This is a genomic window from Pseudomonas sp. NPDC089996 (genome assembly GCF_044748405.1).
Classification (GTDB): Bacteria; Pseudomonadota; Gammaproteobacteria; order Pseudomonadales; family Pseudomonadaceae; genus Aquipseudomonas.
Genome location: NZ_JBIVGA010000013.1, coordinates 86,276 through 109,373 on the forward strand (window position 1 = coordinate 86,276; position 23,098 = coordinate 109,373).

Here is a 23,098-nt window from a genome sequence, read left to right on the forward strand (position 1 = left end):
GTTATCATCGCCCACATCTGTGTGACGATTTCATGGCAAAAGGAAAGTTTTCGTGAAGAACCTGCAAGGCCCGCCACGCACCCGGCTTCTCGCCCTGATTACCCTGGTGCTGGTGATTCCTCTGGCCGTGCGCACCCTGTTGGGTTGGTCCAGCCCGTATGGCTACCTGTCGGACCTGGCGCTGGGCACCCTGCTGGTGCTGCTGTTGCAGCGTCGCCCATGGTGGCTGGCGCTGCCGGTTCTGCTGGCATGGGCCGCGCTGTGGGTGGCTTCGGCCGAACTGGTCAGCGCTGTCGGCAGGCTGCCGAACAGTGCCGACCTGGCTTACCTGTTCGACCCGCAATTCATGGAAAACTCCACCGGCGGCGGCCTGGCCCATGCCTGGCTGCCTGTGGTGCTGGCGGGCGGCCTGTTGGCCTGGCTGGGGAGCGCCTGGCGCAGCCGCAAGCAACCTGGAGCAGCGCTCTCTCGCAAGGCATGGGCCATCCCCGCGCTGTTGCTTGCTGCGCATTGGGGCAGCCAGCACCTGGCCCCGAGCGACGCAGACCAGTGGCGTCAGTACAATCTGCCCCATCAGTTGCTGTCCGCAGCGGCTGGTGACCTGCAGCGTCATGCCGAACATTGGGCAGGCCGCGCACCCACAGTCACACCGCTGCCCACCGCCGGCCTGACCCAGCATGACCTCAGCGGGCAAAAGCTGCTCGCCGCGCCGGGCCGCGCCCGCAACCTGCTGGTCATCACCCTGGAAGGCATCCCTGGCGCCTACGTGCGCCCCAACCGCCAGGCCCTGAACAGCCGTTTCGACGAAGACTTGATGCCCAACCTCAGCCGCTGGGCCGAGCGTGGCATGAACACCCCGGACTATGTGCTGCACACCCACCAGACCATCCGCGGCCTGTATGCGATGCTGTGCGGCGACTACGACAAGCTCGCCAACGGCACGCCAAAGGGCGTAGAGCTGCTTACCCAGCAGCAGCGCAACCAGGCATGCCTGCCGGCACAGTTACGCCAGGCCGGCTTCACCACCCACTACCTGCAAGGCGCAGGCCTGCGTTTCATGGCCAAGGACCGGATCATGCCGCATATCGGCTTCGACTCGGTTCACGGGCTGGAGTGGTTCAGCAACACCAACTACCTGGAATTTCCCTGGGGCAAGGATGACCGGGCGTTTTTCGAAGGCGCCCTGGATTATGTCGGCCAGTTACGCCAGCAAGAGCGCCCCTGGATGCTCACCTTGCTGACCGTCGGCACCCACCAGCCCTACTCCGCCCCTGAAGCGTACTTGCAGCGTTACGACACCGCCAAGCAAGCGGCGGTCGCCTACCTCGATGATGCGCTCGGCGCGTTCCTCGACAAGCTCGAACGCCAGGGCGTTCTCAACGACACACTGGTGGTAATCACCTCGGACGAGTCCCACGGTATCGACGGCGTGCGCCTGGCCTCGTCCTGGGGCTTCAACCTGACCCTGGCACCGGAGCAGGCTCAACTGCCGCGCATCAAGAATGGCACCTACGGCCACATCGACCTGGCCACCTCGCTGCTCGACTACTTTGCCCTGCCGATCCCGGTCGCGCTCGGCGGACGCTCGCTGTACCGCGATTACGACAGTGGCCGAGAGATGATTTCCTACACCAACGGCATGCTGCGCTACCAGGATGGCAAGGGCGTGTTCACCGAATGCGACTTCCAGCAGCGCTGCCGCCGCTATGACAGCCCCGGTTTCATCGCCGACCGGGCCCGCTACCTCGGCCCTGGCGACGGTGCGCTGGGGGCGCAGATCGGCGCGTTGGCCGGGGTGCTCGACCAGTCGCTGCTGCAGACGCCGCTGAACCTGCGTTACCAGTTCGGCGGCCCGTCCGCCATTCAGTTGCAGGCACGCATCCGTGACGACTGGGCTGACAACCTGATCGGCGCGCAATACCTGGAAATGCCCGAGGGCTCGCACACCCGGGTACGGATCAAGGTGCGTTCGCTGAACCCGCAGCACGCCGCCTATATTCAGCTCAAAGCCAAGGAGCTGGAGCAGGATGTGCCGCTGGGGCTGCCCGAGGAAATTCGGGTGACGACTGACGAACCGCTGGAAATGGAATTCGGCTTCGATAACCCGACGATGCGCAAGGCGTTTTCCTTCCACCTGCTCGGTTATGGCGGCGGCGAAGTCGAGGTGAGCGATTTCAGTGTGATCACTGCGCTACCAGACCAGGAAGAACCACTGGAGGACCTGGCTGACGGGCATATCGCCCATTCCAGCTGATCAGCGAATCTGGTGCTTGTGCAGCAGGCGGTAGAACGTCGGCCGCGATACCCCAAGCGCCTTCGCGGCAATGCTCATGTTGTTGCTGTGCCTGTCCAGCACATCGCACAGCGCCTGGCGTTCAGCCCGGTGCTTGTAGTCTTCGAGGGTGCCCAGCGGCTGGTCCTCCTGCTCCAGCCCGTGCAGGCCAAGGTCCTGAGCCTCGATCTGGCGCCCTTCGGCCAGCACCAGCCCGCGTCTCACCCGGTTGGCCAGCTCACGGACATTGCCCGGCCAGTTGTGCCGACCCATCGCAGCCAGCGCATGATCGCTGAAGGAGCGCGGCCTGCGGCCTGTCTCCAGGCTGTAGAAATGCGAAAAGTGGTTGGCCAGCATCGACAGGTCGCCATGCCGGTCACGCAGCGGGGCCGTGACTACTTGCAATACGTTGAGCCGGTAGTACAGGTCTTCGCGAAAGCGCCCATGCTCGATGGCCTTTTCCAGGTCCACATGGGTTGCCGCCAGTACCCGTACGTCGACCGGTATCGGCTGGCTTCCACCTACCCGCTCGATGTGCTTTTCCTGGAGGAAACGCAGCAAATTGGCCTGCAACTCCAGCGGCAGGTCGCCAATTTCGTCGAGGAACAACGTGCCGCCGTGGGCTGCCTCGATCCGCCCCACCTTGCGCTGGTGGGCACCGGTAAAGGCACCTTTTTCATGCCCGAACAGCTCGGACTGGATGAGGTTTTCAGGTATCGCCCCGCAGTTGATGGCGATGAACGGCATTTCGCTGCGCAGTGATTGGCGGTGCAACGTGCGCGCCACCAGTTCCTTGCCGGTACCGCTCTCGCCGCGGATCAGCACGGGCGATTCGGTCGGCGCCAGCTTGCCCAGCAGTTTGCGCAATTCGAGGATCGGGCGGCTGTCGCCGAGCAGTTCATGTTCCAGCCCGTCCACCCTGACCGTGCCCTTGCCGCGCAGCCGAGCCATGCCGAATGCGCGCCCCAGCGTCACCAGGACGCGGGAAAAGTCGAATGGCAGGGTATGAAAGTCGAAAAACCACTCGCAGACGAAATCTCCGACATTCTGCAGGCGCAACTGCTCGGCATCGAGCACGGCAATCCACTCGGTATTGCTGCGTTTGATCATGTCCTTCACGGCATCGGGATGCCGCAGGTGCGACGGCTGCAGGCGCAGCAGGCCAATGTCGCAGCGATGCTCCAGGGCCAGATCGAGGCTACAGCTGTGAACTTCCCAGCCGGCACTCTCCAGGCCAGGTAACAGACGGTGACAATCGTCGCAGGGGTCGACGATGAGCAAGCGACGCAGAGCGGCAGTCTCGTGCATGTCCGTTCCTTGGCGCCAATTGTTGGTTTTTTACGTTAAAACAGTAAGTTGCGGCGCCCAATTAACAGTAGCAACGAACTTGACGCTGCCCACGACCGTCTGTCTGCCGGATTCAACCCGCTCAATGCCGTTCGGGAATTTTTCATATTTATTGACGTCACAGCCGGCGCCGGGAAACAAAAAGGTGTAACCCGCAAAAAATTTACATTATCTGTGTGACTCCACCCCTAACTTGGAGCATCAGTACGAATAACCCCGCGCTGCGGATCGCGATTAAACCTGAAGCGACGTAGCAGTAAAGCGGACCTTATTTCGATGTTTGGGACCATAGAGAGACCGAACCATGAATGCCCCGCTCCGTGTCAATGAAGCACTGCTGATTGCCGACCACGCGTTCGAACCGTTCCAGTGCGTTGCCTGGGATGCGCCCAACGGCACCGGTGAGCTGAGCCTTGCGGTCATCGACCGGACCAGCACCCGTATTGGCAGCAAGCAAGTATCGTCGCGCATCTATTCGGACCCTGCACAATGGGCCAGCCTGATCGAGGAAGTGCGTGCAGAACTGTGCCAGAAAGGCTATGACCTGCAGCCTTGGTCCATGCCCAAGTAATATCGCTGTGCCCATTCAAGTGCGTGCCCGGCACGCACTTGCACAACTTTGCACTGGCCTGCCAGGCAACTTTCTTATTGCGACATAGTGTCGCGCCAAGGCTTCGGCCTGACTCACTCCATTCGTTTGAACTGTTCAAGGTGCTGGTACTCGGCCTGCAGTTCAGTGGCCAGCTGTTGAGCCCGCCCCAGGCGAATTGGCGCCAATTCCATGTCCACCAGTATGGTGGCGCACGGCATGGGCTGTACGGCATGCCAGCGCTGCAGGCGACCATCGGTGAAGACCAGGCAGCGCTGCAATTCGTGTGGATGGGCTTTGTGCCGAGCCTGCAGCCAGCGCCGCGCCTGATCGAGTGCAGCGATCAGCGGTGTACCGCCACCGGCCCCCAGGGCCTGCAACCAGGGCTGCAGGCTTGCCGATGCCTTGAGGCCATGGCGCTGCCATTGCGGTGCGCCACCGCTGGCCGTCAGCAAGGCAAGACGGGCGCGTTGCCGGTAAGCCTGGTCGAACAGCTCGGCCAACAGGCCTTTGCATTGCGCCAGGGCTTGATGGCGGCGCGTGGAAGCCGAGGCGTCGACGATCACCAGCCATAATTCACTGGCCTGGGCATGACGTTGCTGCCAGCAGAGGTCCTGGCGCGCTGCCGGACGCCCCTTGAGCAAAGTGGGCAGCCAGGCCACCCCGCCAGAAGATGCCATACGGGCGCGCCCGCGGCTTGCACCTGCCAGTTTGCCGACACGGGGCATGGCATCCGCCAACGGCAAACCTGGTTGGCGGATGCTCAGGGCTTTTTTGCCCAGTTCGGCACCTCTCGCCGCGCGCCGCTGCTGACCGGCTGCGCTGGAAGCGCCCCCCAGTCGCCCTGCCCGCCCTCGTCCTGCCTGTCGCGGCCATCGGCTGCACCTGGCGGCGTACTGGCTGGCGCATCAGGCAACGTGCGGCGGCGATGGCGCAAGGCGAACTCCGCCACCGCGTCGACATCGGCCTCCTCGATGGCCTGCCCACCGCGCCAGGCACAATGGGCACGGGCGGCGCGCAGCCAGACCAGGTCGGCACGCAAGCCATCAACACCGGCGGCAAAGCAGCGCTCGGTGATCCAGGCCAGGGCCTGATCATCCAGAGCGATCGCCGCCAGGCTCTGGCGCGCTGACTGGCAGCGCTCGCGCAGTTGCGTCTGGGCATTGGCCCACTGTTCACAGAACGCCTGCGGGTCGCTGTCGAAGGCCAGCCGTCGGCGAATGATCTGCTGACGTGCGTGCGGCGCAGGCAGCCCTTCGAGGGCCACATTCAGGCCAAAACGGTCGAGCAACTGCGGACGCAACTCGCCTTCTTCGGGGTTCATGGTGCCGATCAGGACGAAACGGGCGCTGTGCCGATGGGAAATGCCATCACGTTCGATGCGGTTGGTACCACTGGCGGCTACATCCAGCAGCAGGTCGACCAAGGGGTCGGGCAGCAGGTTGACTTCATCGACATACAGAACGCCGCCATCGGCGTGGGCCAGCACCCCGGGGGAAAACTGCGCCTTGCCCTGGCCGAGCGCGGCGTCCAGGTCCAGCGTCCCTATCAGACGCTCTTCACTCGCCCCTAGCGGCAAGGTCACGAACGGGCCCTCACCCAGCAGGTCGGCCAAGCCGCGAGCCAGGGTGCTCTTGGCCATGCCGCGCGGGCCTTCGATGAGCACGCCGCCGATCTTCGGGTCGATGGCCGTCAGGCACAGGGCCAGCTTGAGGTCTTCGGCACCGACCACGGCGGCCAACGGAAATTGCAGGGGTTCAGTCATTTCAAGCCTGTTCCTCGCCGTCGAGCAACTGCTCCTCGAGCGCTTCGCGGTAGTCACCAGGGGCTTCCCAGAGCCCGCGCTGCTGGGCTTCCAGCAAGCGTTCGGTGAGGTCACGCAGGGCCTCGGGGTTGTGCTCGCGCATGAAGTCGCGGGTCGCCGGGTCTAGCACGTAGGCATCGGCCAGCGACTGGTAATGATGGTCGTCGATCAGGTGCGTGGTGGCGTCGAAGGCGAACAGGTTGTCGACCGTCGCGGCCAGTTCGAACGCACCCTTGTAGCCGTGGCGCTTCGCCCCGTCGATCCATTTCGGGTTCAGGGCTCGGGCACGGATCACGCGGTTCAGCTCTTCTTTCAAGGTGCGGATGCGCGGCCGGTCGGCCTGGCTGTGATCGCCGTGGTAACTGGCCACCACAGCACCGGACAAGGTCTCCGATGCCGCCAGCATGCCCCCCTGAAACTGATAGTAATCATTAGAATCGAGCAGGTCGTGCTCGTGGTTGTCCTGGTTCTGCAGCACCGCCTGCACCTGGCCCAGGCGCCGGGCGAACTGGGCTCGCGCCGGCGTGCCTTCATCACTGGCTCCGTAGGCGTAGCCGCCGTGGTTGAGGTACACCTCGGCGAGGTCGTCACGGCTGTGCCACAGTCGCCCTTCGATGGCATTCTGCACGCCGGCACCGTAGGCACCCGGTTTGGCACCGAACACCCGCCAACCAGCCTGGCGTGCCGCCTGTTCGGCCTCCACGCCCTGCGCCTGCAGGCTGGCGCGCTCGTTGCGTACCCGTGCGGCCAGGGGGTTGAGGTCGTCCGGCTCGTCCAGTGCCGCCACGGCCTGCACAGCGGCGTCGAACAGGCGGATCAGGTTGCCGAAGGCATCCCGGAAGAAGCCCGAAACACGCAATGTCACGTCTACCCGCGGGCGGTCGAGCAGGCTCAGCGGCAGGATCTCGAAGTCGTCGACACGCTGACTGGCGGTGGCCCATACCGGGCGCACGCCCATCAACGCCATGGCCTGGGCGATGTCGTCCCCCCCCGTGCGCATGGTCGCCGTGCCCCACACCGATAAGCCAAGCTGACGCAGGTGGTCGCCATGGTCCTGCAGGTGCCGTTCAAGGATCAGGTTGGCCGAGGCGAACCCCAGGCGCCAGGCCGTGGTGGTCGGCAGGTTGCGCACGTCCACGGTATAGAAGTTGCGCCCGGTGGGCAGCACGTCCAGTCGGCCACGGCTGGGGGCACCGCTGGGCCCAGCGGGGACGAAACGCCCTGCAAGCGCGGCGAGCAGGCCGTTGATTTCGGCAGCGCCGCAGGCGTCCAGATCTGGCGCCACCTGCTCGCGCAGGGCTTGAATCACTTGGTGCACCGGCTGCCATTCAGCCTGCTCGGGGAGTTGCACATGCCCCTCCAGTGCCTGCTCGATGATGCGCAGCGCCAGCAGCTCAAGGCGCTCCCGGGTGTCACCCGCCGTGCGCCACACGCCCTCGTTCACGGCCCGCAGCAGCGGCGGACGGGGGCCTGACCAGGCCTCGCCGAGGTCGCAATCGAGCGGATCGAAACCCAGGCTCAGTGCCCTGGCCAGCGTGCGCAACAAGCTGGCATTGCCACCGCGGCCATCGCCCCGCTCCACGCGCAGCAAGGCCAGCAAGGTATCGATGCGCAGGCGTGCCTGCGGCGACTGGCCGAAGACATGCAGGCCATCGCGAATCTGCGACTCCTTGAGGTCGCACAGGTAGGTGTCCAGGCGCGGCAGCCATACCGCCGCATCGTCCAGCTGGCCTTCGAGCTGCAACTCGCGGTCGATGTGGTTGGCCTTGACCAGCTCCAGTATGTCGCGTTGCAGTTCGCGGGCGCGCCGTGGGTCGAGCAACTGTGCTTCGTAGAATTCGTCCGCCAGCTGTTCCAGATGACGCAATGGGCCATAGGTTTCGGCGCGGGTCAGCGGCGGCATCAGGTGATCGATGATCACCGCCTGGGTACGGCGCTTGGCCTGGGCACCTTCGCCCGGGTCATTGACGATGAACGGGTAGATGTTCGGCAGCGGGCCGAGCAGTGCGTCCGGCCAGCACTGCGCAGACAGGCCGACGCCCTTGCCGGGCAGCCATTCCAGGTTGCCGTGCTTGCCGACGTGGATGACGGCATCAGCAGCAAAGGCATGGCGCAGCCAGAAGTGAAACGCCAGGTAACCATGCGGCGGCACCAGGTCCGGGTCGTGGTACACCGCGCTGGGGTCGACCTGATAGCCCCGCGCAGGCTGGATGCCGACGAAGGTCAGACCGAAGCGCAGGCCAGCCACCATCAGGCGGCCTTCGCGGTACATCGGGTCCTGCTCGGGCGGCCCCCAACGCTCCAGCACCGCCCGGCGATTGGCCTCGGGCAGACGCGCGAAGGCTGCCTGGTAATCCGCCAGGCTCAGGCTCTGGGCGCAGGGGCGCTGGTCGAGGTGATCGAGGTCGTTGGTGACCCCGCCAAGCAACTGATGAATCAGTTGCGTGCCGCTGCCTGGCAGCGCTGCCAGCGGATACCCCTCGGCCTGCAGTGCCTTGAGGATGTTCAAGGCGGCTGCCGGGGTGTCCAGGCCGACGCCATTGCCGATACGGCCATCGCGGGTCGGGTAGTTGGCCAGCACCAGGGCCACACGCTTTTGCCCATTGGGCAGGCGCGACAGCTCGACCCAGCGCCGCGCCAGTTCGGCGACGAAGTCCATGCGCTCGGGGTGCGCGCGGTAACAGACCACGTCGGACTGGCTGCGCTCGCTGCGCCAGGCCATGTCCTTGAAGCTCACCGGGCGGGTGATGATGCGCCCGTCCAGCTCCGGCAAAGCGATGTGCATGGCCAGGTCGCGAGCACCGAGGCCTTGCTCGCTGGCTTCCCAACCCGGTTGGTTGTCCTGCGCGCAGATAGCCTGCAGCACCGGGATATCACGACGAAATGGGCGCAGGTTGGGACGTTCCGGGCTGGACAGGGCAAATCCCGTGGTATTGATCAACACCTCGGCGCCCACTTCGTCCAGCCAGGCCTCGACCTGCTCCAGGCAGGCGCTTTCCTTGAGGCTGGCCACTGCGATAGGCAGCGGATTGAGGCCGGCTGCCTGCAAGCGCTCGCAGAACGTGTCGATGAATGCGGTGTTGGCGGCTTGCAGGTGTGAGCGATAGAACAGCAGCGGCGCCACCGGGTATTCGGCGTTCCATTGCCTGTACCAATCCTCCAGTTGCGCGCCGGGTGTGCGCGGGTGATACACCGAGGTCCTTGGCAATGGTTGCGGTTCGTCCCAGTGATAATCGCGCCCCAACCACTGGTTGGCCAGGCACCTGAACAGGTTGACGGCATTGCTTTTGCCACCCTGGCGCAAGTAATGCCAGAGGCGCTCGGCCGGCTCGCCGGTGACGGTGCCGAGGCTTGTCAGCTCCGGGTCCGGGCGGTCATCGCCGGGGACCATGATCAGTTGCACACCCCGCGCAGCCAGTTCGACCAATTGCTCGACGCCATAGCGCCAGTAGCCCACGCCGCCGTGCAGTGATACCAGGATCACCTTGGCATGGCGCAGCACCTCGTCGACATACAGGTCGACCGAGGCATGGTTCTGCACCTGCATCGGGTTGGCCAGGCGCAGGCTGGGGAAATCCTCCGGCAGTTGCTCGGCGGTCTCGGCGAGCAATGCCAGGTGCGAGTCGCCGCTGCAGAGGATCACCAGGTCGGCGGGTGTCTGGCCGAGGTCGGCAATGCTGTCGTCCGGCACGAAGCCGCCGGGCTGGGTCCGCAGCAGGTGCATGGGTCAGGCGCCCAGGGCCTGGCGCAGGCGCGCTTCCAGTTGCACGGCGTCGAGGTCCTGGCCGATCAGCACCAGGCGGGTGATGCGTGGCTCGTCGGCGCGCCAGGCGCGGTCGAAGTGTTTGTCGAAACGGGTACCCACACCCTGCACCAGCAGACGCATCGGTTTGCCAGGGATGGCCGCAAAGCCTTTGGCGCGCAGGATGCCGAACTCCACGACCAGCTGGGTCAGGGCATCGAGCAGCAGGCTTTCGTCGGCTTCGGGCAGGTCGATGGAGATCGAGTCAAAGGCGTCGTGATCGTGATCGTCATGATCGTCGCCGTCATGGTGGGAATCGTGGTGGGTGCGGCGGCCATCGATGTGCGCCTCGGACTCGGCGCCTACGCCCAGCAGCACGTCCAGCGGCAGTCGGCCGCGACTGGCCTCGATTACCTTGACCGCGGGCGGCAGCTCTTCGGCCACTTCGGCACGGACCTTGGCCAGGCCTGCGGCGTCGATCAGGTCGGCCTTGTTCAGTACCACCAGGTCGGCGCTGGCCAGCTGGTCGGCGAACAGTTCGTGCAGCGGCGATTCGTGGTCCAGGTTGGGGTCCAGCTTGCGTTGCGCGTCGACCTGCTCGGGGTAGGCGGCGAAGGTGCCGGCGGCCACGGCCGGGCTGTCGACAACAGTGATGACGGCGTCAACGGTGCAGGCATTGCGGATTTCCGGCCACTGGAAGGCTTGCACCAGCGGCTTGGGCAGCGCCAGGCCGCTGGTTTCGATGAGGATGTGATCGAGATCGCCGCGGCGGGCGACCAGTTCGCGCATCACCGGGAAGAACTCTTCCTGCACGGTGCAGCACAGGCAGCCATTGGCCAGTTCATAGACACGGCCGCTGGCTTCTTCCTCGGTGCAGCCGATGCTGCACTGCTTGAGGATTTCGCCGTCGATGCCAAGTTCGCCGAATTCATTGACGATGACCGCGATGCGGCGGCCCTGGGCGTTGTCGAGCATGTGGCGGAGCAAGGTGGTCTTGCCCGAGCCGAGGAAGCCGGTGACGATGGTGACGGGGAGCTTGGCCAGTGTTTTCATGTCGCGTTGCCCTTGGCAGGTTGGCGCGGGCACACGGGACGTAAAGCCACAGGCCAGGCCGGCCGGGCTCGTTCGCCACCGGATCACCCCGCCCGGTTGAAAGTCGAAATCGTCTCGAGGCAGGTCTCCTGGCTTGCACCGTTCCAGCGCTTCACGGGGAAGCATCTGGCGGGATGACGCCTTCCCGCGCCTGGGCGCAGTGGCTGTGTCGATCCGTTATCGGTGCCTACAGTTGCGGGGGCAGCCGCGGCGTGTACCGCGTTCCCGTCTTAGCTTCGGCATGGCCGAAGAACCTCGAAGCCGCAAGGCTACGCGGGGGGTGGCGGGTGGTCAACCGAATGATGGTTCAGCAACCATTTGACGGCACTCTCGCCCCGTGCTCTCCTTACGCCTTGCGTCAGGTGCCCCTATGGGGTGAAACGGGAAATCGGTGCGTCGCAGGCCCTCGCCAGGGCCGGGCAAATCCGGTGCTGCCCCCGCAACGGTAAGCGAGCGAAGCGTCCAGACCACTGTGCCACGCAGTCCGGCATGGGAAGGTGATGCTTTCAAAGGAGCCCTGCTCCTCCTCGCAAGCCCGGAGACCGGCCTGTCGTTCATGAACACCCCGCGGTGGGCGGGCGCTGTCGCATTCCCCCGGGCGCCTCGCACCCGGGGCTGCCGCGCTTGTCCATTGCCCCATTGTCTTTATAAAAAAGCAAAGCAGAGGAACGCGTCATGCCCGTCACCAGTGCCAAACACAGCATCGCTACGCCCGTCCCCCTCAGCCAGCGCGTGGTCATCGCCGTCGGCGCCAGCCTGCTCGGCCTGTGCCTGGTCTACTTTGCCGGCTTCTCGCACATCGAAGCCGTGCACAACGCCGCGCACGACACCCGCCACAGCGCCGCCTTCCCTTGCCACTGAGGCTGCCATGATCAAGCGTATCGCCCGCACTGCCGGGTTCAGCGGCCTGCTCGCCGCCCTGTTGCTGACCCTGCTGCAAAGCTTCTGGGTCGCACCGCTGATCCTCCAGGCGGAAACCTACGAATCGGCCGCCCCTGCCGCCGAACACCATAACCACGGCGAAGAGGCCGTCGCTGGCCACAGCCACAGCGAAGAAGCCTGGTCGCCCGAAGATGGCTGGCAGCGCATCCTCTCGACCACCGGTGGCAATCTGGTGGTGGCCGTCGGCTTCGCGCTGATCCTCGCCGCCCTTTACAGCCTGCGCGAACCGGGGCGCACCAGTACCGGCGCGCTGTGGGGGCTGGCCGGCTTCGCCGTGTTCTGCCTGGCGCCCACCCTGGGCTTGCCACCAGAGCTGCCAGGGACGGCTGCCGCCGACCTCGGTCAGCGCCAGAGCTGGTGGATCGGCACTGCAGCCGCGACCGCATTGGGCCTGGCACTGCTGGTGTTTGCACGCCATGGGGTGCTCAAGGCACTGGGCGCCGTGTTGCTGGTGGTACCGCACCTGATCGGCGCGCCGCAGCCGGAGGTTCACGAAAGCCTGGCCCCGCAAGCCCTGGAAGCTCAATTCAAGATCGCGTCCTGGCTGACCAACGCAGTGTTCTGGGTAGCCCTGGGCCTGCTCAGCGCCTGGCTGTATCGCCGCTCCAGCCACGCCTGATGGCCATCGCCCTACCCATGCCGGCGCTGTACGCCGGCTTCGGTTGCCGCCGCGGCTGCCCGGTGGAGGCCCTGGACACCTTGCTGCAGGAAGTGCTGCAGCGGCATGGCCTGAGCGCCGCAGCACTTCGTGGCATTGCCAGCATCGCCGGCAAAGGCGATGAACCAGGCCTGCAACAGCTCGCTGCACGTCACGCACTGCCATTGGTGGTTTTCGAAGCGGGGCAACTGCTGGCGTTCGAGCCACTGCTCAGCCACCGCTCGGCCGTCGCCTACGCGCACAGCGGATGCTGGGGCGTAGCCGAGAGCACGGCACTGGCACTGGCCAGCCTCAGCCACACAAGCGCCACGCTCCGGGTAGCGCGGCAGGTGCTCGGCCCCGCTACCCTGGCGCTGGCCTGCGCCGGATAATCGCTTCTTTCATCTGTCCAAGGATTTGCCATGACGGTCTACTTCATCGGCGCCGGCCCCGGCGACCCGGAACTGATCACGGTCAAGGGCCAGCGCCTGATCCGTCAGTGCCCGGTGATCATCTACGCAGGCTCCCTGGTACCCGCAGCGGTGCTCGAGGGCCATCAGGCCGAGACAGTCATCAATAGCGCCGAACTGCACCTCGAACAGATCATCGACGCCATCCGTGCCGCGCATGCCAAGGGCCACGACGTGGCCCGCGTGCACAGTGGTGACCCGAGCCTGTACGGTGCCATTGGCGAGCAGATCCGGCATCTGCGCGAACTGGGCATCGACTACCAGATCATCCCAGGGGTCACGGCCACCGCCGCCAGTGCAGCGCTGCTTGGCTGTGAACTGACCCTGCCGCAAGTCGCGCAGACGGTCATCCTCACCCGCTACGGCGACAGCTCACCCATGCCCGCAGGCGAACAGCTCGCTGACCTGGCCCGCCATGGCAGCACCCTGGCCATCCACCTCGGGGTCAAGCACCTGCCACGCATCGTAGAAGAACTGCTGCCTCACTACGGCACCGACTGCCCGGTCGCGGTGGTGCATCGTGCCACTTGGCCAGACCAGGACTGGGTGCGCGGGACGCTGGCCGATATTGTCGAACAGGTTGCCAGCAAGGGCTTTCGTCGCACCGCACTGATTCTTGTCGGCCATGTGCTGGGCGATGCGCCGTTCAGCGAATCGGCGCTGTACCGCGCCGGCCACGCCCACCTGTACCGTCCCGGCGACTAGCATTGCCAAGGCGATGAGAGGCGGAGCAGACTGCGCTTTCCACCCGACCGGAGGGATACCCATGCTGGAGCTACGCCCGAATTGCGAGTGCTGTGATGCCGATCTGCCGGGCGACAGCCCTGACGCCATGATCTGCTCTTTCGAATGTACCTTTTGCCGCAACTGCGCTGACAGCCGCCTGCAGGGGCGTTGCCCGAATTGCGGCGGCCAGCTGCTGGCACGCCCGACGCGGGTGGGCCCTGCCCTGAGCAACAACCCCGCCTCTACCCAGCGCGTCCTCAAGCCTCACCCGCCCTGCGCCTGACCCTCGCCAACACGGGTATCGTCTCTTGCGACGATGCCTGTAACACTTATCTTGTAGGAAATTTCCACAATACCGGTTCGCTTGTTCAACACATCTATACTCGCCATTACCACGGATCCGGAATGGTCGTATCGTGCCGCACAGCAGAAAAAGCTTGCAGACGTATTCCTGAATGCTTCAGGAAACCGACCACATTCCGACAGGAGTTAGTGACATGACAACCGTGCTGATCGTTGATGATCATGCCATCGTCCGTTTTTCCTTGCGCATACTGCTCGAGCGTGAGCGCTTTCGTATCGTCGGCGAGGTCGACAATGGCAGTGAAGTGGCGCAGAAAGTGCGCGACCTGCGCCCGGATGTAGTGGTGCTGGACATAGGGCTCCCCGGCCTGGATGGCATGGAAGTCATCAAGCGCCTGCAGCAACAGGAGCCAGCACCGAAAATCATGGTGCTGACCGGGCAAGCCACCGATCTTTACGTACGCCGCTGTCTGGATGCCGGCATCGGTGCATTCGTTACCAAAGGCGAAGACCTCGAGGCCGTGGTCTTCGCCCTCAAAGCCTTGATCAAGGGCTACTCCACCTTTCCGCAGATGTCGGTGAACAGCAACACCCTGGAGAGCGAGCCGGAGCGCCTGGGCAGCCTTTCCAATCGCGAAATGGAAGTATTGCGACGTCTGACCCGCGGCGAAAACAACAAGAACATCGGCACTTGCATGAACCTCAGTGCCAAGACCATCAGCACCTACCGCGGCCGCATCATGGAAAAACTCAAGACCGAGTCACTGGTGGAAATGGTTGACCTGGCCAAACGCAACCACGTCAACTGAGCGACCGGGCACCATGAAACGTGTGCTGGCCGGCCTGACCCTGTTCATCACCCTTGCCTGCGGCCCGTTCATGGCCCTCGCCGACGGCGAACCACGGCATCTGCTGGCACGCGCCACCAGTGCCGCACAACCGCTGCCGCTCGATGCTGCCGACCGCCAGTGGCTACAACAGCGCGGTGGCCTGGTGCTGGGGAGTTCGCGGCCGGATTACCCGCCCTTCGAAATCAACGTCAGCCTGGCTGATTACGAGGGTCTCACTGCCGACTATGCCGGGCTGATCGCCGAACAACTGGGGGTACCCGTCGACGTCAGGCGCTACGCCAGCCGCCATGAAGCGATTGCCGCGTTGCGCGCTGGCAAGATCGATTTGCTGGGCAGCTCCAATGCCTTTGAAGCGGCCGATGCCCAGCTCAGCCTCAGCCTGCCCTACGCCGATGACCTGCCGGTGATCGTGACGCGCGCGGACAGCCTGCTGAAGGATGGCAAGGACCTGGCAGGCTTGCGCCTGGCGATGGTCGACCACTACCTGCCGGGCGAGACCGTCCGCGCACTTTACCCCAAGGCACAACTGAGCCTGTATCGCTCGACGCTCGCGGGGCTGGCAGCGGTCGAGATGGGTGGGGCGGACGCTTATCTGGGCGATGCCATCAGTACCGATTTCCTGATAGGCAAGAGCTACCAGGGCAGAGTGAAGATCGACCACTTCAGCCAGATGGAACCCGGCAAGTTCGCCTTCGCTTTCGCCAATGGCAACCCGCGACTGCGCCGCCTGGTCGATGCCGCCATGGCCAGGATCACCGAAAGTGAGCGCTTGAATATTCTGCGCCGCTGGAGCAGTGGCAATACCAGCCTGTTGCTGGAACGCCACCTGTCAGCCCTGACGGATGAAGAAACGGACTGGATTTCCCGCCACCCGAAGGTGACCGTGCTGGTAGACACGGCCCTTGCCCCACTTACGTTCAACGACGCCCAGCAGCATGTCAGCGGCATCACCGTCGACCTGCTCGAACAGATCAGCCTGCGCACGGGCCTGCAGTTCAAGCTGATCGAACAGCACTCGGTGCAGCAGATGGTCGAGAAAGTCGCCCAAGGCAAGGCCCAGATGATCGGGGCACTGGGCTACGGTACAGAACGCGAGTCGCAGCTGCGTTACACGCGCCCCTATCTGGTCAGCCCCAGAGTACTGGTGACTCGCAACCAGGCACCCTCGGCGCTGCTGGCCGGGAACCTGGACGGCCAGCGCATTGCCCTGTTGCATGGCTCACACCTGCGTGCCGACGTCCTGCGGCGCTTTCCACAGGCGAAACTGGTCATGGTGAACAATCCCCTTGGCCTGATGGAAGCGGTGGCCAACGGTGATGCTGACGCTGCTTTCAGCAGCCATATCAATGCTTCGTACTACATCAACCAGGTGTTCAACGGGCGCCTGCGTATCGCCAGTGTCCTGGACGACGAGCCAGGCGTCGCCGCCTTTGCCGTGGCGCCTGACCAGCCACAGCTGCAGGCCATCCTCGACAAGGCGTTGATGAGTATCCCCCCTGAAGAGCTGGAGCAGTTGGTCAACCGTTGGCGTACCAGCACCCTGGTCAGCGACAGCCCGTGGCGCAACTACCGCACCCTGGCCCTGCAAGTGCTGGTGCTGTCTGCCCTGCTGCTGGCGGGCGTGGTGTTCTGGAACAGCTACCTGCGCAAGCTGATCCACCAGCGCACCGAGGCTCAGCGCGCACTCCAGACACAACTGGCGTTCAGCCGCGGCCTGCTGGAGCAGCTACGCGAGGCCAAGGACGAGGCCGAACAGGCCAGCAAGACCAAAAGCGCTTTCGTGGCGACCATGAGCCACGAGATCCGCACCCCCATGAATGCGGTGATCGGCCTGCTGGAACTGGCGCTGGAGGACAACCGTTCTGGTCGCTGCGACACCCAGACCCTGCAGACCGCTCACGACTCCGCCATCGGCCTGCTCGGGCTGATCGGTGACATCCTGGATATCTCGCGTATCGAAACCGGGCACATGACCTTGCAGCCAGTCGCGATCGACCTGGTCGACCTGGTGCGCGGCACCCTGCGCGTTTTCGACGGCAACGCACGGATAAAGGGCCTGCACCTGCAAAGCGAACTGCCCGACGAGCCACGCTGGGTCCTGGCCGACCCGCTGCGGCTCAAGCAGATCCTCTCAAACCTGCTGAGCAACGCCATCAAGTTCACCGATCGCGGCGAAGTACTGGCCCGTCTCACATGCAAAACCTCGGTATCAGGCGACGCCGCGCTGATCGAGCTGAGCGTGAGCGACACCGGCATCGGCATTGCCACCCAGGATCAGGCCCGGCTGTTCAACACCTTCACCCAGGCCGCTGGCCCTCGGGCAAGCCAGGGCGCAGGCCTGGGGCTGGTGATCAGCCGGACCTTGGCCGAACTGATGGGGGGCAGGCTGGACCTGCAAAGTGTGGAAGGCGTCGGCACGCGCGTAGTGGTCCAGATGTCGCTGTCGCTGAGCGCACCGCCAGCGCCCGTGGAGCAAAAAACGCCCGCCCGCGAAACCGACAGCGGGCCACTGAACGTTCTGGTGGTCGATGACTACCCTGCCAACCTGATGCTGCTGGAAAAGCAGCTAAACAGCCTCGGCCATCAGGCGACACTGGCCGAAAATGGCGAAATGGCACTGGCCTTGTGGCAAGCGCACGCATTCGACCTGGTCATCACCGACTGCAGCATGCCGGTGATGGACGGCCATGAGTTGGCCCGCAAGGTGCGGCAGCTGGAGCAGGAACGCGGACAGCCCGCCTGCAGCATTCTCGGGGTGACGGCCAATGCCCAGGCCGAAGAACGTCAACGCTGCCTGGAAAGTGGCATGGACGACTGCCTGTTCAAGCCCATCGGGCTGCAGACACTGAAGGCTCACCTGCCGCACGTGCCGCACGCGCGCACGGGCGAGCCGCTGGCAGCGTCCAGGCCGAGCGGATTCAACCTGAACGAGCTACGCCACCTGACTCAGGATGACCAGCAGCTGACCAGGCGCCTGCTCGAACAACTGACGCAAAGCGCCCGTGAAGACCTTGCCGCGCTGCAAGCGCTGGGTGGCGCGGGTGACCCTGACACGTTGCGCGCCCTCGCCCATCGCATCAAAGGGGGCGCCAGGATGCTGCGGGTACGCGGGGTCGTGAAGGCGTGCGAGGCCATCGAACACGCCCATGACCGAGGGCTGCCGACGGAGACCTTGCGCCTGCAGCTGGAAGCAAGCCTGCAGGCCTTGTTGCAGGAGCTGGGCGATACCCTCAGTGCAATTGCAGCGTCGAGCTGATCTGGCTGATGGCGTCGACCACGTGACGGGAGCCTTGCTGGATCTCCATGATCACCGTCCCCGCCTCGTTGGCCAGGGCAACGCCTCGGCCGGTCCGCGTCAGGCTCGACTGCATGCTGGCCACGGCGGTCAGCGACAGGTCATGGTTCTGCCGCACCACATCGACAATCTCCAGTGTCGCCTTGCTGGTGCGCGCCGCCAGGCTGCGCACCTCATCGGCAACCACGGCAAAGCCACGGCCATGCTCACCGGCCCGCGCCGCTTCGATGGCGGCGTTCAATGCCAGCAGGTTGGTCTGGTCGGCGATACCGCGGATGGTCAGCACGATCTGGCCGATCACATCGGACTGCTTGCTCACCGCATCGATGCTGCGCGCGGCATCATTGAGCTCCTGGGAAATCTGCTCGATGACTTCCACGGTCTGCTGCACCACCTCGGTCCCCTTGCGCGCGCTGGCATCGTTCTGCACCGAACTGGCATGGGCCGCTTCTGCAGCACTCTGCTGGGTAGTGACCTGGGCGGTGATGTCGCTTGCGAATTTGACTACCTTGTACAACCGACCCTTGCTGTCGAAGATCGGATTGTACGAGGCTTCGAGATAAACCGTCTGGCCCTGCTTGTTGACCCGCTCGAAGCGGTGCGAGTGGTACTCGCCACGGTTGAGCGAAGCCCAGAACTCACGGTATTCGCCGGATTCGCGCTCATGGGCATGGCAGAACAGCCCATGGTGGCGGCCCTGCACGTCTTCCAGGCGATAGCCCATGGTATCGAGGAAGTTCTGGTTGGCCTTGATCACTCGGCCCTGCGGGGTGAATTCGACCACCGCCATGGAGCGCCCGATGGCCTTGAGCAGGCTTGCACTTTCATGCTCGTCCTTGACTCGCTGGCTGATATCGGTTGCCACCTTGATCACGCTGGTGACGTGTTGGTGGTCGTCGAGCACAGGCATGTAGCTGGCTTCCAGCCACACTTCACGGCCTGCCTTGTCGACCCGCTCGAACGTGCCGCTGATCGCCTTGCCCTCGCCCAGTTCCCGCCACAGCTGCTGGTACTCGGCACTTTTGGCATAGCCCGGGTCGCAGAACAGCCGGTGGTGCTTTCCGATCAGTTCCTCGGTGGTGTAGCCCATGGCCTGGCAGAACTGAGCATTGACCCCGAGGATGGTACCGTCGGGGGCGAACTCGATCATCGCCATGGAACGACTTATCGCGGCAAGCTTGGCTTGAGTTTCAGCCAATGCCTGGCGTGCGCGTTGAATCTCGATCAGGTCGGACTTGCGATGGAAATCGAACATGGGGCCAGGATCCTCGATGCGCAGAGTTTCCTGAGCATAGATCGCCATTGGTACCATGCAAGCCAGTTGCCATTACTTTGTAATTAGGCGGTTAGCGCAAGACGTTGGCAAACCTCACGAGCTTTCGCGCACCATCAACTCGAAACCCAGGTCCTGCTGCTCGATGGCGACCCGTTTGCCATCGAGCAATGCCAGCAACGCCTGCGCCGCCCCCCGACCAACGGCTGCACGAGGCGTGCGGATGGAGGTCAGGCGCGGCACCATGTGCGCTGAAGCGGGCAAGTCGTTGAAGCCGACCATGGCCACCTGGCGCGGCACGTCGATGCCTTGACGCAAAGCCTGCAACACCGCGCCCTGGGCAAGGTCGTCGTTGCAGAAGAAGATGCCATCGACATCGGGGGCCTGCGCCAGCAACTGGCTGAACAGCTCGCTGCCCAAGGCAATGGAGGACGGTTGCGGCGCCAGGATCTCCAGCTCGGTGGCCTGCATGCCGGCTTCGGCAAGGGCCTGGCGGAAGCCTTCGGCGCGCTGCATCACCCGCGGGTCAAGCTGCGCGGCAATGAAGGCTAGGCGCCGCCGGCCACGCCCGATCAGGTGCGCTGCAGCGGCACGCCCGGCCTGCTGTTGGGAGAAGCCCACCGACAACGCGCCGGTGTCTCCCCCCAGCTCCATCATGTGCACGCAGGGCACACCGCTGGCCGCCAGCATCTGCCGCGACGCATCGCTGCGATCGAAGCCGGTGAGCAGCATACCGCAGGGTTGATAGGCCAGATAATTGCGAATCAGGTTTTCTTCTTCGTCGATATCGTAGTGATAGTTGCCAATCAGCACTTCAAGCCCACGCGGGCGCATCACCTCGTGGATGGCCTCGAGGGTATCGATGAACAGCTGGTTGGACAGCGAAGGGATCAGCACCACCACCGATTGGCTGCGCGCCGACGCCAGTGCCCGCGCCGCAGGGTTGGCCACGTAACCCAGCGACGCGGCGGCGGCCATGACCTTTTCTGCCAACTCCGGGGCAACCGTGCTGACCCCGCGCAAGGCGCGCGAGGCGGTGATCGGGGAAACCCCGGAAAGCCTGGCGACTTCAGCCAGCGTGGGACGACCTGTAGTGCGAGAGCCTGTTCGAGCCATGGGTGTTGTAATTTTACTACTTGCAGGAATGGGGAACGGCCACTAAGGTAGCGCTGTCTCAGGACGCAGGCAATGTAATCTTTGACAGCGGCCACTGCAGCGCTCTGCCAAGCGTCCATACTGCGTAAGGACAAGACCAATAACACCGGGGAGGTGGCGTTTCGTCGACGACGAGACAGCGCTGTCTCACCCCGCAGGAGGTACTGATGAATTCTTCCCTGTCCGCCATCGTGGTGATGGGCGTGGCCGGCTGTGGCAAAAGCTGCGTCGGCGAAGCCATTGCCCACAAGAGCGGCGGTCGCCTGATCGAAGGCGACGCATTCCACCCTGCCGAGAACATCCGCAAGATGAGCGCCGGCATCCCCTTGGACGACGATGACCGTGCCGGCTGGCTGGTGCGCCTGGGCGAGGAGCTGCAAGCGACGATGAAGGCTGGCGAACGGCCGATCCTCACCTGCTCCGCGCTCAAGCGCCGTTACCGCGACACCCTGCGTGCGGCGATGCCTGAGCTGGTGTTCGTGTTCCTCGAGCTCACCCCCGCAGAAGCGGAAAAGCGCGTACTCGCCCGCCCGGGCCACTTCATGCCGGCCAGCCTGATAGCCAGCCAGTTCGCTGCTCTGGAAGCGCCCCATGGCGAACCTCTGACCTTGCCGTTGGATGCCACTCAACCGATTGCGGTACTCGCCGAAACGGTCGACACCTGGCTAAAGCCCCGCGGTGAGCGGAGCCTGGCGCGCACTGCCTGACCCGGCGGTTTTCCGGCTCACCAAAGATAGCGCTGTCTCGACGCCTGTAGGCGGCGATAGTTCAATGAAAATGCAACGCCAAAAACAACGATAAGACCGAGGCCAAAACACCATGTTCGGACTGGCTACAGATACCTACCTGCTGCTCGACGCGCTGGTCACCATCATCGGGCTGATCCTGCTGATCACCCATTTCAAGGTTCACCCCTTCGTCGCCCTGACCCTGGCCGCCGGTTTCCTCGGCCTGACCTCCGGCATGCCGGTGGCCAAGGTCATGAAATCGTTCCAGGACGGTTTTGGCGGCGTGCTCGGCTTTGTCGGCATTGTCCTCGCCCTGGGGACGATGCTCGGCAAGCTGATGGCCGACTCCGGTGGCGCCGACCAGATCGCGCAGACCCTGATCCGCGCGTTCGGCAAGAAGAATGTGCACTGGGCGATGATGTTCGCCGCCTTCCTGGTCGGCATCCCGCTGTTCTTCGAAATCGGCTTCGTGCTGCTGATTCCGCTGGTGTTCATCGTCGCCCGGCGCTCGGGCGTTTCCCTGATCAAGATCGGCATCCCGCTGCTGGCCGGCCTTTCGGTGGTTCATGGCCTGGTCCCGCCACACCCGGGCCCGCTGCTGGCGATCGGCATCTTCCACGCCGACATCGGCAAGACCATCTTCTACGGCCTGTTGGTTGCGCTGCCCACGGCAGTTATCGCAGGCCCCCTGTTCGGTAACTTCATCGCCCGCTACATCCCGGGCAACCCGTCGCAGGAACTGATGGACCAGATTGCCAAGGAGTCCGACCAGAGCAACCTGCCAAGCTTCACCATCACCCTGGTCACCGTGCTGCTGCCGGTGGCACTGATGCTGCTCAAGACCTTCGCCGACGTGGTACTGCCGGCCGAGCACATCTTCCGTCAGTGGATGGACCTGATCGGCCACCCGATCACTGCCCTGCTCGCCGCTCTGCTGCTGGCCTTCTACACCTTCGGTTCGGCCCGTGGCTTCAGCCGCCAGCAGATCATGAAGATGCTTGACCAGAGCCTGGCACCGACCGCGGCCATCGTCTTGATCGTCGGCGCCGGTGGCGGCTTCAAGCAGATGCTGGTGGATACCGGCGTGGGCAACGTGATCGGGCAGATGGCCGTGCAAGCGGAAATTTCACCGATCATGCTGGCCTGGCTGGTGGCGGCGGTGATCCGCATCGCCACAGGTTCCGCGACCGTGGCAACCATCACCGGCGCTGGCATCGTCGCCCCGGTGATCGACCTGGTACCCGGGGTCAACCGTGAACTGCTGGTGCTGGCCACCGGCGCCGGCTCGCTGATCCTGTCCCACGTCAATGACGCTGGCTTCTGGCTGGTCAAGCAGTACTTCAACATGACCGTCGCCGAAACCTTCAAGACCTGGAGCATGATGGAGACGATCCTGTCGATCGTCGGCATCATCTTCATCATGGCGCTGTCGACGGTGGTGTGACCGCTGATCGGCGTGATGGCACCTGAGCAGACTGGGTGGGGCCCAACGCAAGTATGAGCCCTACCCTAAGCAAAGGAGCCTGCCATGCCCCGTTCAACCCTGCTGCTGTTTGCCCTGCTCGCCTCACCGCTGGCACTGGCGGTCGGCACCGGCCCCACCTACCCCGATGACCCGCACAACCCGGCGCCGCAGCCGGGTGTCGACAGCACCCTGAACCCCATCGAAAAGCCCATGCCCAGGGATACCGACCCGCGAATCCAGGGCAATGACCCTGAAACACCGCCTGCCAGGCAGAACGACAATCGCGACCTGCCCGGGATGGATGGCAGCGGTTCGGAAGGAACCGGGGGCCAAGGCGGAAACAGTTCAGGGGGCAGTCAGCAATAGAGCCAGCAATAGAGCCCTGGGGACGCTATGCGCCCCCAGCC

Annotated in this window: 19 protein-coding genes, 1 pseudogene and 2 riboswitches; of the genes and pseudogenes, 12 read left to right on the top strand and 8 right to left on the bottom strand. The window is 64.3% G+C overall.

The features are described 5' to 3' along the window. The first annotated feature begins 52 nt into the window (after window positions 1-52). Window positions 53-2,254: an LTA synthase family protein gene (locus ACIPW4_RS21510; protein ID WP_400661310.1), complete on the top strand. Its 2,202-nt coding sequence runs from the start codon at window positions 53-55 to the stop codon at window positions 2,252-2,254. Here the strand turns inward: ACIPW4_RS21510 and ACIPW4_RS21515 are convergent, their stop codons facing one another. Further along, the gene (locus tag ACIPW4_RS21515) at window positions 2,255-3,580 is read right to left on the bottom strand and encodes a sigma 54-interacting transcriptional regulator (protein WP_400661311.1); all 1,326 of its coding nucleotides are present in this window, start codon (window positions 3,578-3,580) and stop codon (window positions 2,255-2,257) included. A gap of 343 nt (window positions 3,581-3,923) precedes the next feature. Between ACIPW4_RS21515 and ACIPW4_RS21520 the strand changes: the two genes are divergently transcribed. Further along, window positions 3,924-4,190: a hypothetical protein gene (locus ACIPW4_RS21520; RefSeq protein ID WP_027919312.1), complete on the top strand. Its 267-nt coding sequence runs from the start codon at window positions 3,924-3,926 to the stop codon at window positions 4,188-4,190. Window positions 4,191-4,303: 113 nt separating this feature from the next. On the opposite strand, the gene ACIPW4_RS21525 is transcribed toward ACIPW4_RS21520, so the two are convergent. The 4 genes from ACIPW4_RS21525 to cobW form a co-directional block, all read right to left on the bottom strand. Further along, a complete protein-coding gene (locus ACIPW4_RS21525) occupies window positions 4,304-4,888 on the bottom strand; it encodes a VWA domain-containing protein (protein WP_400661313.1) in 585 nt (194 codons plus the stop codon). Window positions 4,889-4,971: 83 nt separating this feature from the next. Next, the gene (locus ACIPW4_RS21530; RefSeq protein ID WP_400661315.1) at window positions 4,972-5,973 is read right to left on the bottom strand and encodes an ATP-binding protein; all 1,002 of its coding nucleotides are present in this window, start codon (window positions 5,971-5,973) and stop codon (window positions 4,972-4,974) included. Window position 5,974: 1 nt separating this feature from the next. Continuing rightward, window positions 5,975-9,736: a cobaltochelatase subunit CobN gene (gene cobN, locus ACIPW4_RS21535; protein WP_400661317.1), complete on the bottom strand. Its 3,762-nt coding sequence runs from the start codon at window positions 9,734-9,736 to the stop codon at window positions 5,975-5,977. A gap of 3 nt (window positions 9,737-9,739) precedes the next feature. Beyond that, entirely contained in the window at window positions 9,740-10,807 is a 1,068-nt protein-coding gene (cobW, locus tag ACIPW4_RS21540; protein WP_400661319.1) for a cobalamin biosynthesis protein CobW, read from the bottom strand. 100 nt (window positions 10,808-10,907) lie between these two features. Further along, window positions 10,908-11,119: riboswitch (cobalamin riboswitch) on the bottom strand. Window positions 11,120-11,189: 70 nt separating this feature from the next. Continuing rightward, window positions 11,190-11,412, top strand: a riboswitch (cobalamin riboswitch). A 109-nt stretch (window positions 11,413-11,521) separates the two neighbouring features. Between cobW and ACIPW4_RS21545 the strand changes: the two genes are divergently transcribed. From ACIPW4_RS21545 to ACIPW4_RS21575, 7 genes are all read left to right on the top strand, one after another. Then, entirely contained in the window at window positions 11,522-11,707 is a 186-nt protein-coding gene (locus ACIPW4_RS21545) for a CbtB domain-containing protein (RefSeq protein ID WP_400661320.1), read from the top strand. 7 nt (window positions 11,708-11,714) lie between these two features. Next, window positions 11,715-12,407: a CbtA family protein gene (locus tag ACIPW4_RS21550; RefSeq protein ID WP_400661322.1), complete on the top strand. Its 693-nt coding sequence runs from the start codon at window positions 11,715-11,717 to the stop codon at window positions 12,405-12,407. A 17-nt stretch (window positions 12,408-12,424) separates the two neighbouring features. After that, window positions 12,425-12,817 carry a cobalamin biosynthesis protein gene (locus tag ACIPW4_RS21555; protein WP_400661365.1) on the top strand — a complete coding sequence of 131 codons (393 nt, stop codon included), beginning with the start codon at window positions 12,425-12,427 and terminating at the stop codon, window positions 12,815-12,817. Window positions 12,818-12,847: 30 nt separating this feature from the next. After that, the gene (cobM, locus tag ACIPW4_RS21560) at window positions 12,848-13,600 is read left to right on the top strand and encodes a precorrin-4 C(11)-methyltransferase (protein WP_400661323.1); all 753 of its coding nucleotides are present in this window, start codon (window positions 12,848-12,850) and stop codon (window positions 13,598-13,600) included. Between the two features lie 61 nt (window positions 13,601-13,661). Beyond that, on the top strand, window positions 13,662-13,904 hold the full coding sequence (locus tag ACIPW4_RS21565; RefSeq protein WP_400661324.1) for a DUF1272 domain-containing protein: 243 nt from the start codon (window positions 13,662-13,664) through the stop codon (window positions 13,902-13,904). Window positions 13,905-14,118: 214 nt separating this feature from the next. After that, window positions 14,119-14,733, top strand: coding sequence for a response regulator (locus tag ACIPW4_RS21570; protein WP_400661326.1), 615 nt, complete (start codon window positions 14,119-14,121; stop codon window positions 14,731-14,733). 13 nt (window positions 14,734-14,746) lie between these two features. Then, on the top strand, window positions 14,747-18,031 hold the full coding sequence (locus ACIPW4_RS21575; RefSeq protein WP_400661327.1) for a transporter substrate-binding domain-containing protein: 3,285 nt from the start codon (window positions 14,747-14,749) through the stop codon (window positions 18,029-18,031). On the opposite strand, the gene ACIPW4_RS21580 is transcribed toward ACIPW4_RS21575, so the two are convergent. The 3 genes and pseudogenes from ACIPW4_RS21580 to ACIPW4_RS21590 form a co-directional block, all read right to left on the bottom strand. Continuing rightward, entirely contained in the window at window positions 18,006-18,500 is a 495-nt protein-coding gene (locus ACIPW4_RS21580) for a methyl-accepting chemotaxis protein (RefSeq protein WP_400661366.1), read from the bottom strand. The two genes, ACIPW4_RS21575 and ACIPW4_RS21580, sit on opposite strands and share 26 nt — an antisense overlap. Before the next feature lie 42 nt (window positions 18,501-18,542). Then, window positions 18,543-19,382, bottom strand: a pseudogene (locus tag ACIPW4_RS21585) (PAS domain-containing protein); the annotation flags it as partial. A gap of 57 nt (window positions 19,383-19,439) precedes the next feature. Beyond that, complete coding sequence (locus ACIPW4_RS21590; RefSeq protein WP_400661329.1) at window positions 19,440-20,459, bottom strand: LacI family DNA-binding transcriptional regulator; 1,020 nt, start codon at window positions 20,457-20,459, stop codon at window positions 19,440-19,442. Between the two features lie 206 nt (window positions 20,460-20,665). Here ACIPW4_RS21590 and ACIPW4_RS21595 point away from each other — a divergent pair, with 206 nt between their 5' ends. From ACIPW4_RS21595 to ACIPW4_RS21605, 3 genes are all read left to right on the top strand, one after another. After that, on the top strand, window positions 20,666-21,205 hold the full coding sequence (locus tag ACIPW4_RS21595) for a gluconokinase (RefSeq protein ID WP_400661331.1): 540 nt from the start codon (window positions 20,666-20,668) through the stop codon (window positions 21,203-21,205). Window positions 21,206-21,317: 112 nt separating this feature from the next. Beyond that, entirely contained in the window at window positions 21,318-22,670 is a 1,353-nt protein-coding gene (locus ACIPW4_RS21600; protein WP_400661332.1) for a GntP family permease, read from the top strand. A gap of 84 nt (window positions 22,671-22,754) precedes the next feature. After that, window positions 22,755-23,057, top strand: a complete 303-nt coding sequence (locus ACIPW4_RS21605) for a hypothetical protein (protein WP_400661334.1) — start codon at window positions 22,755-22,757, stop codon at window positions 23,055-23,057. Window positions 23,058-23,098: the final 41 nt, after the last annotated feature.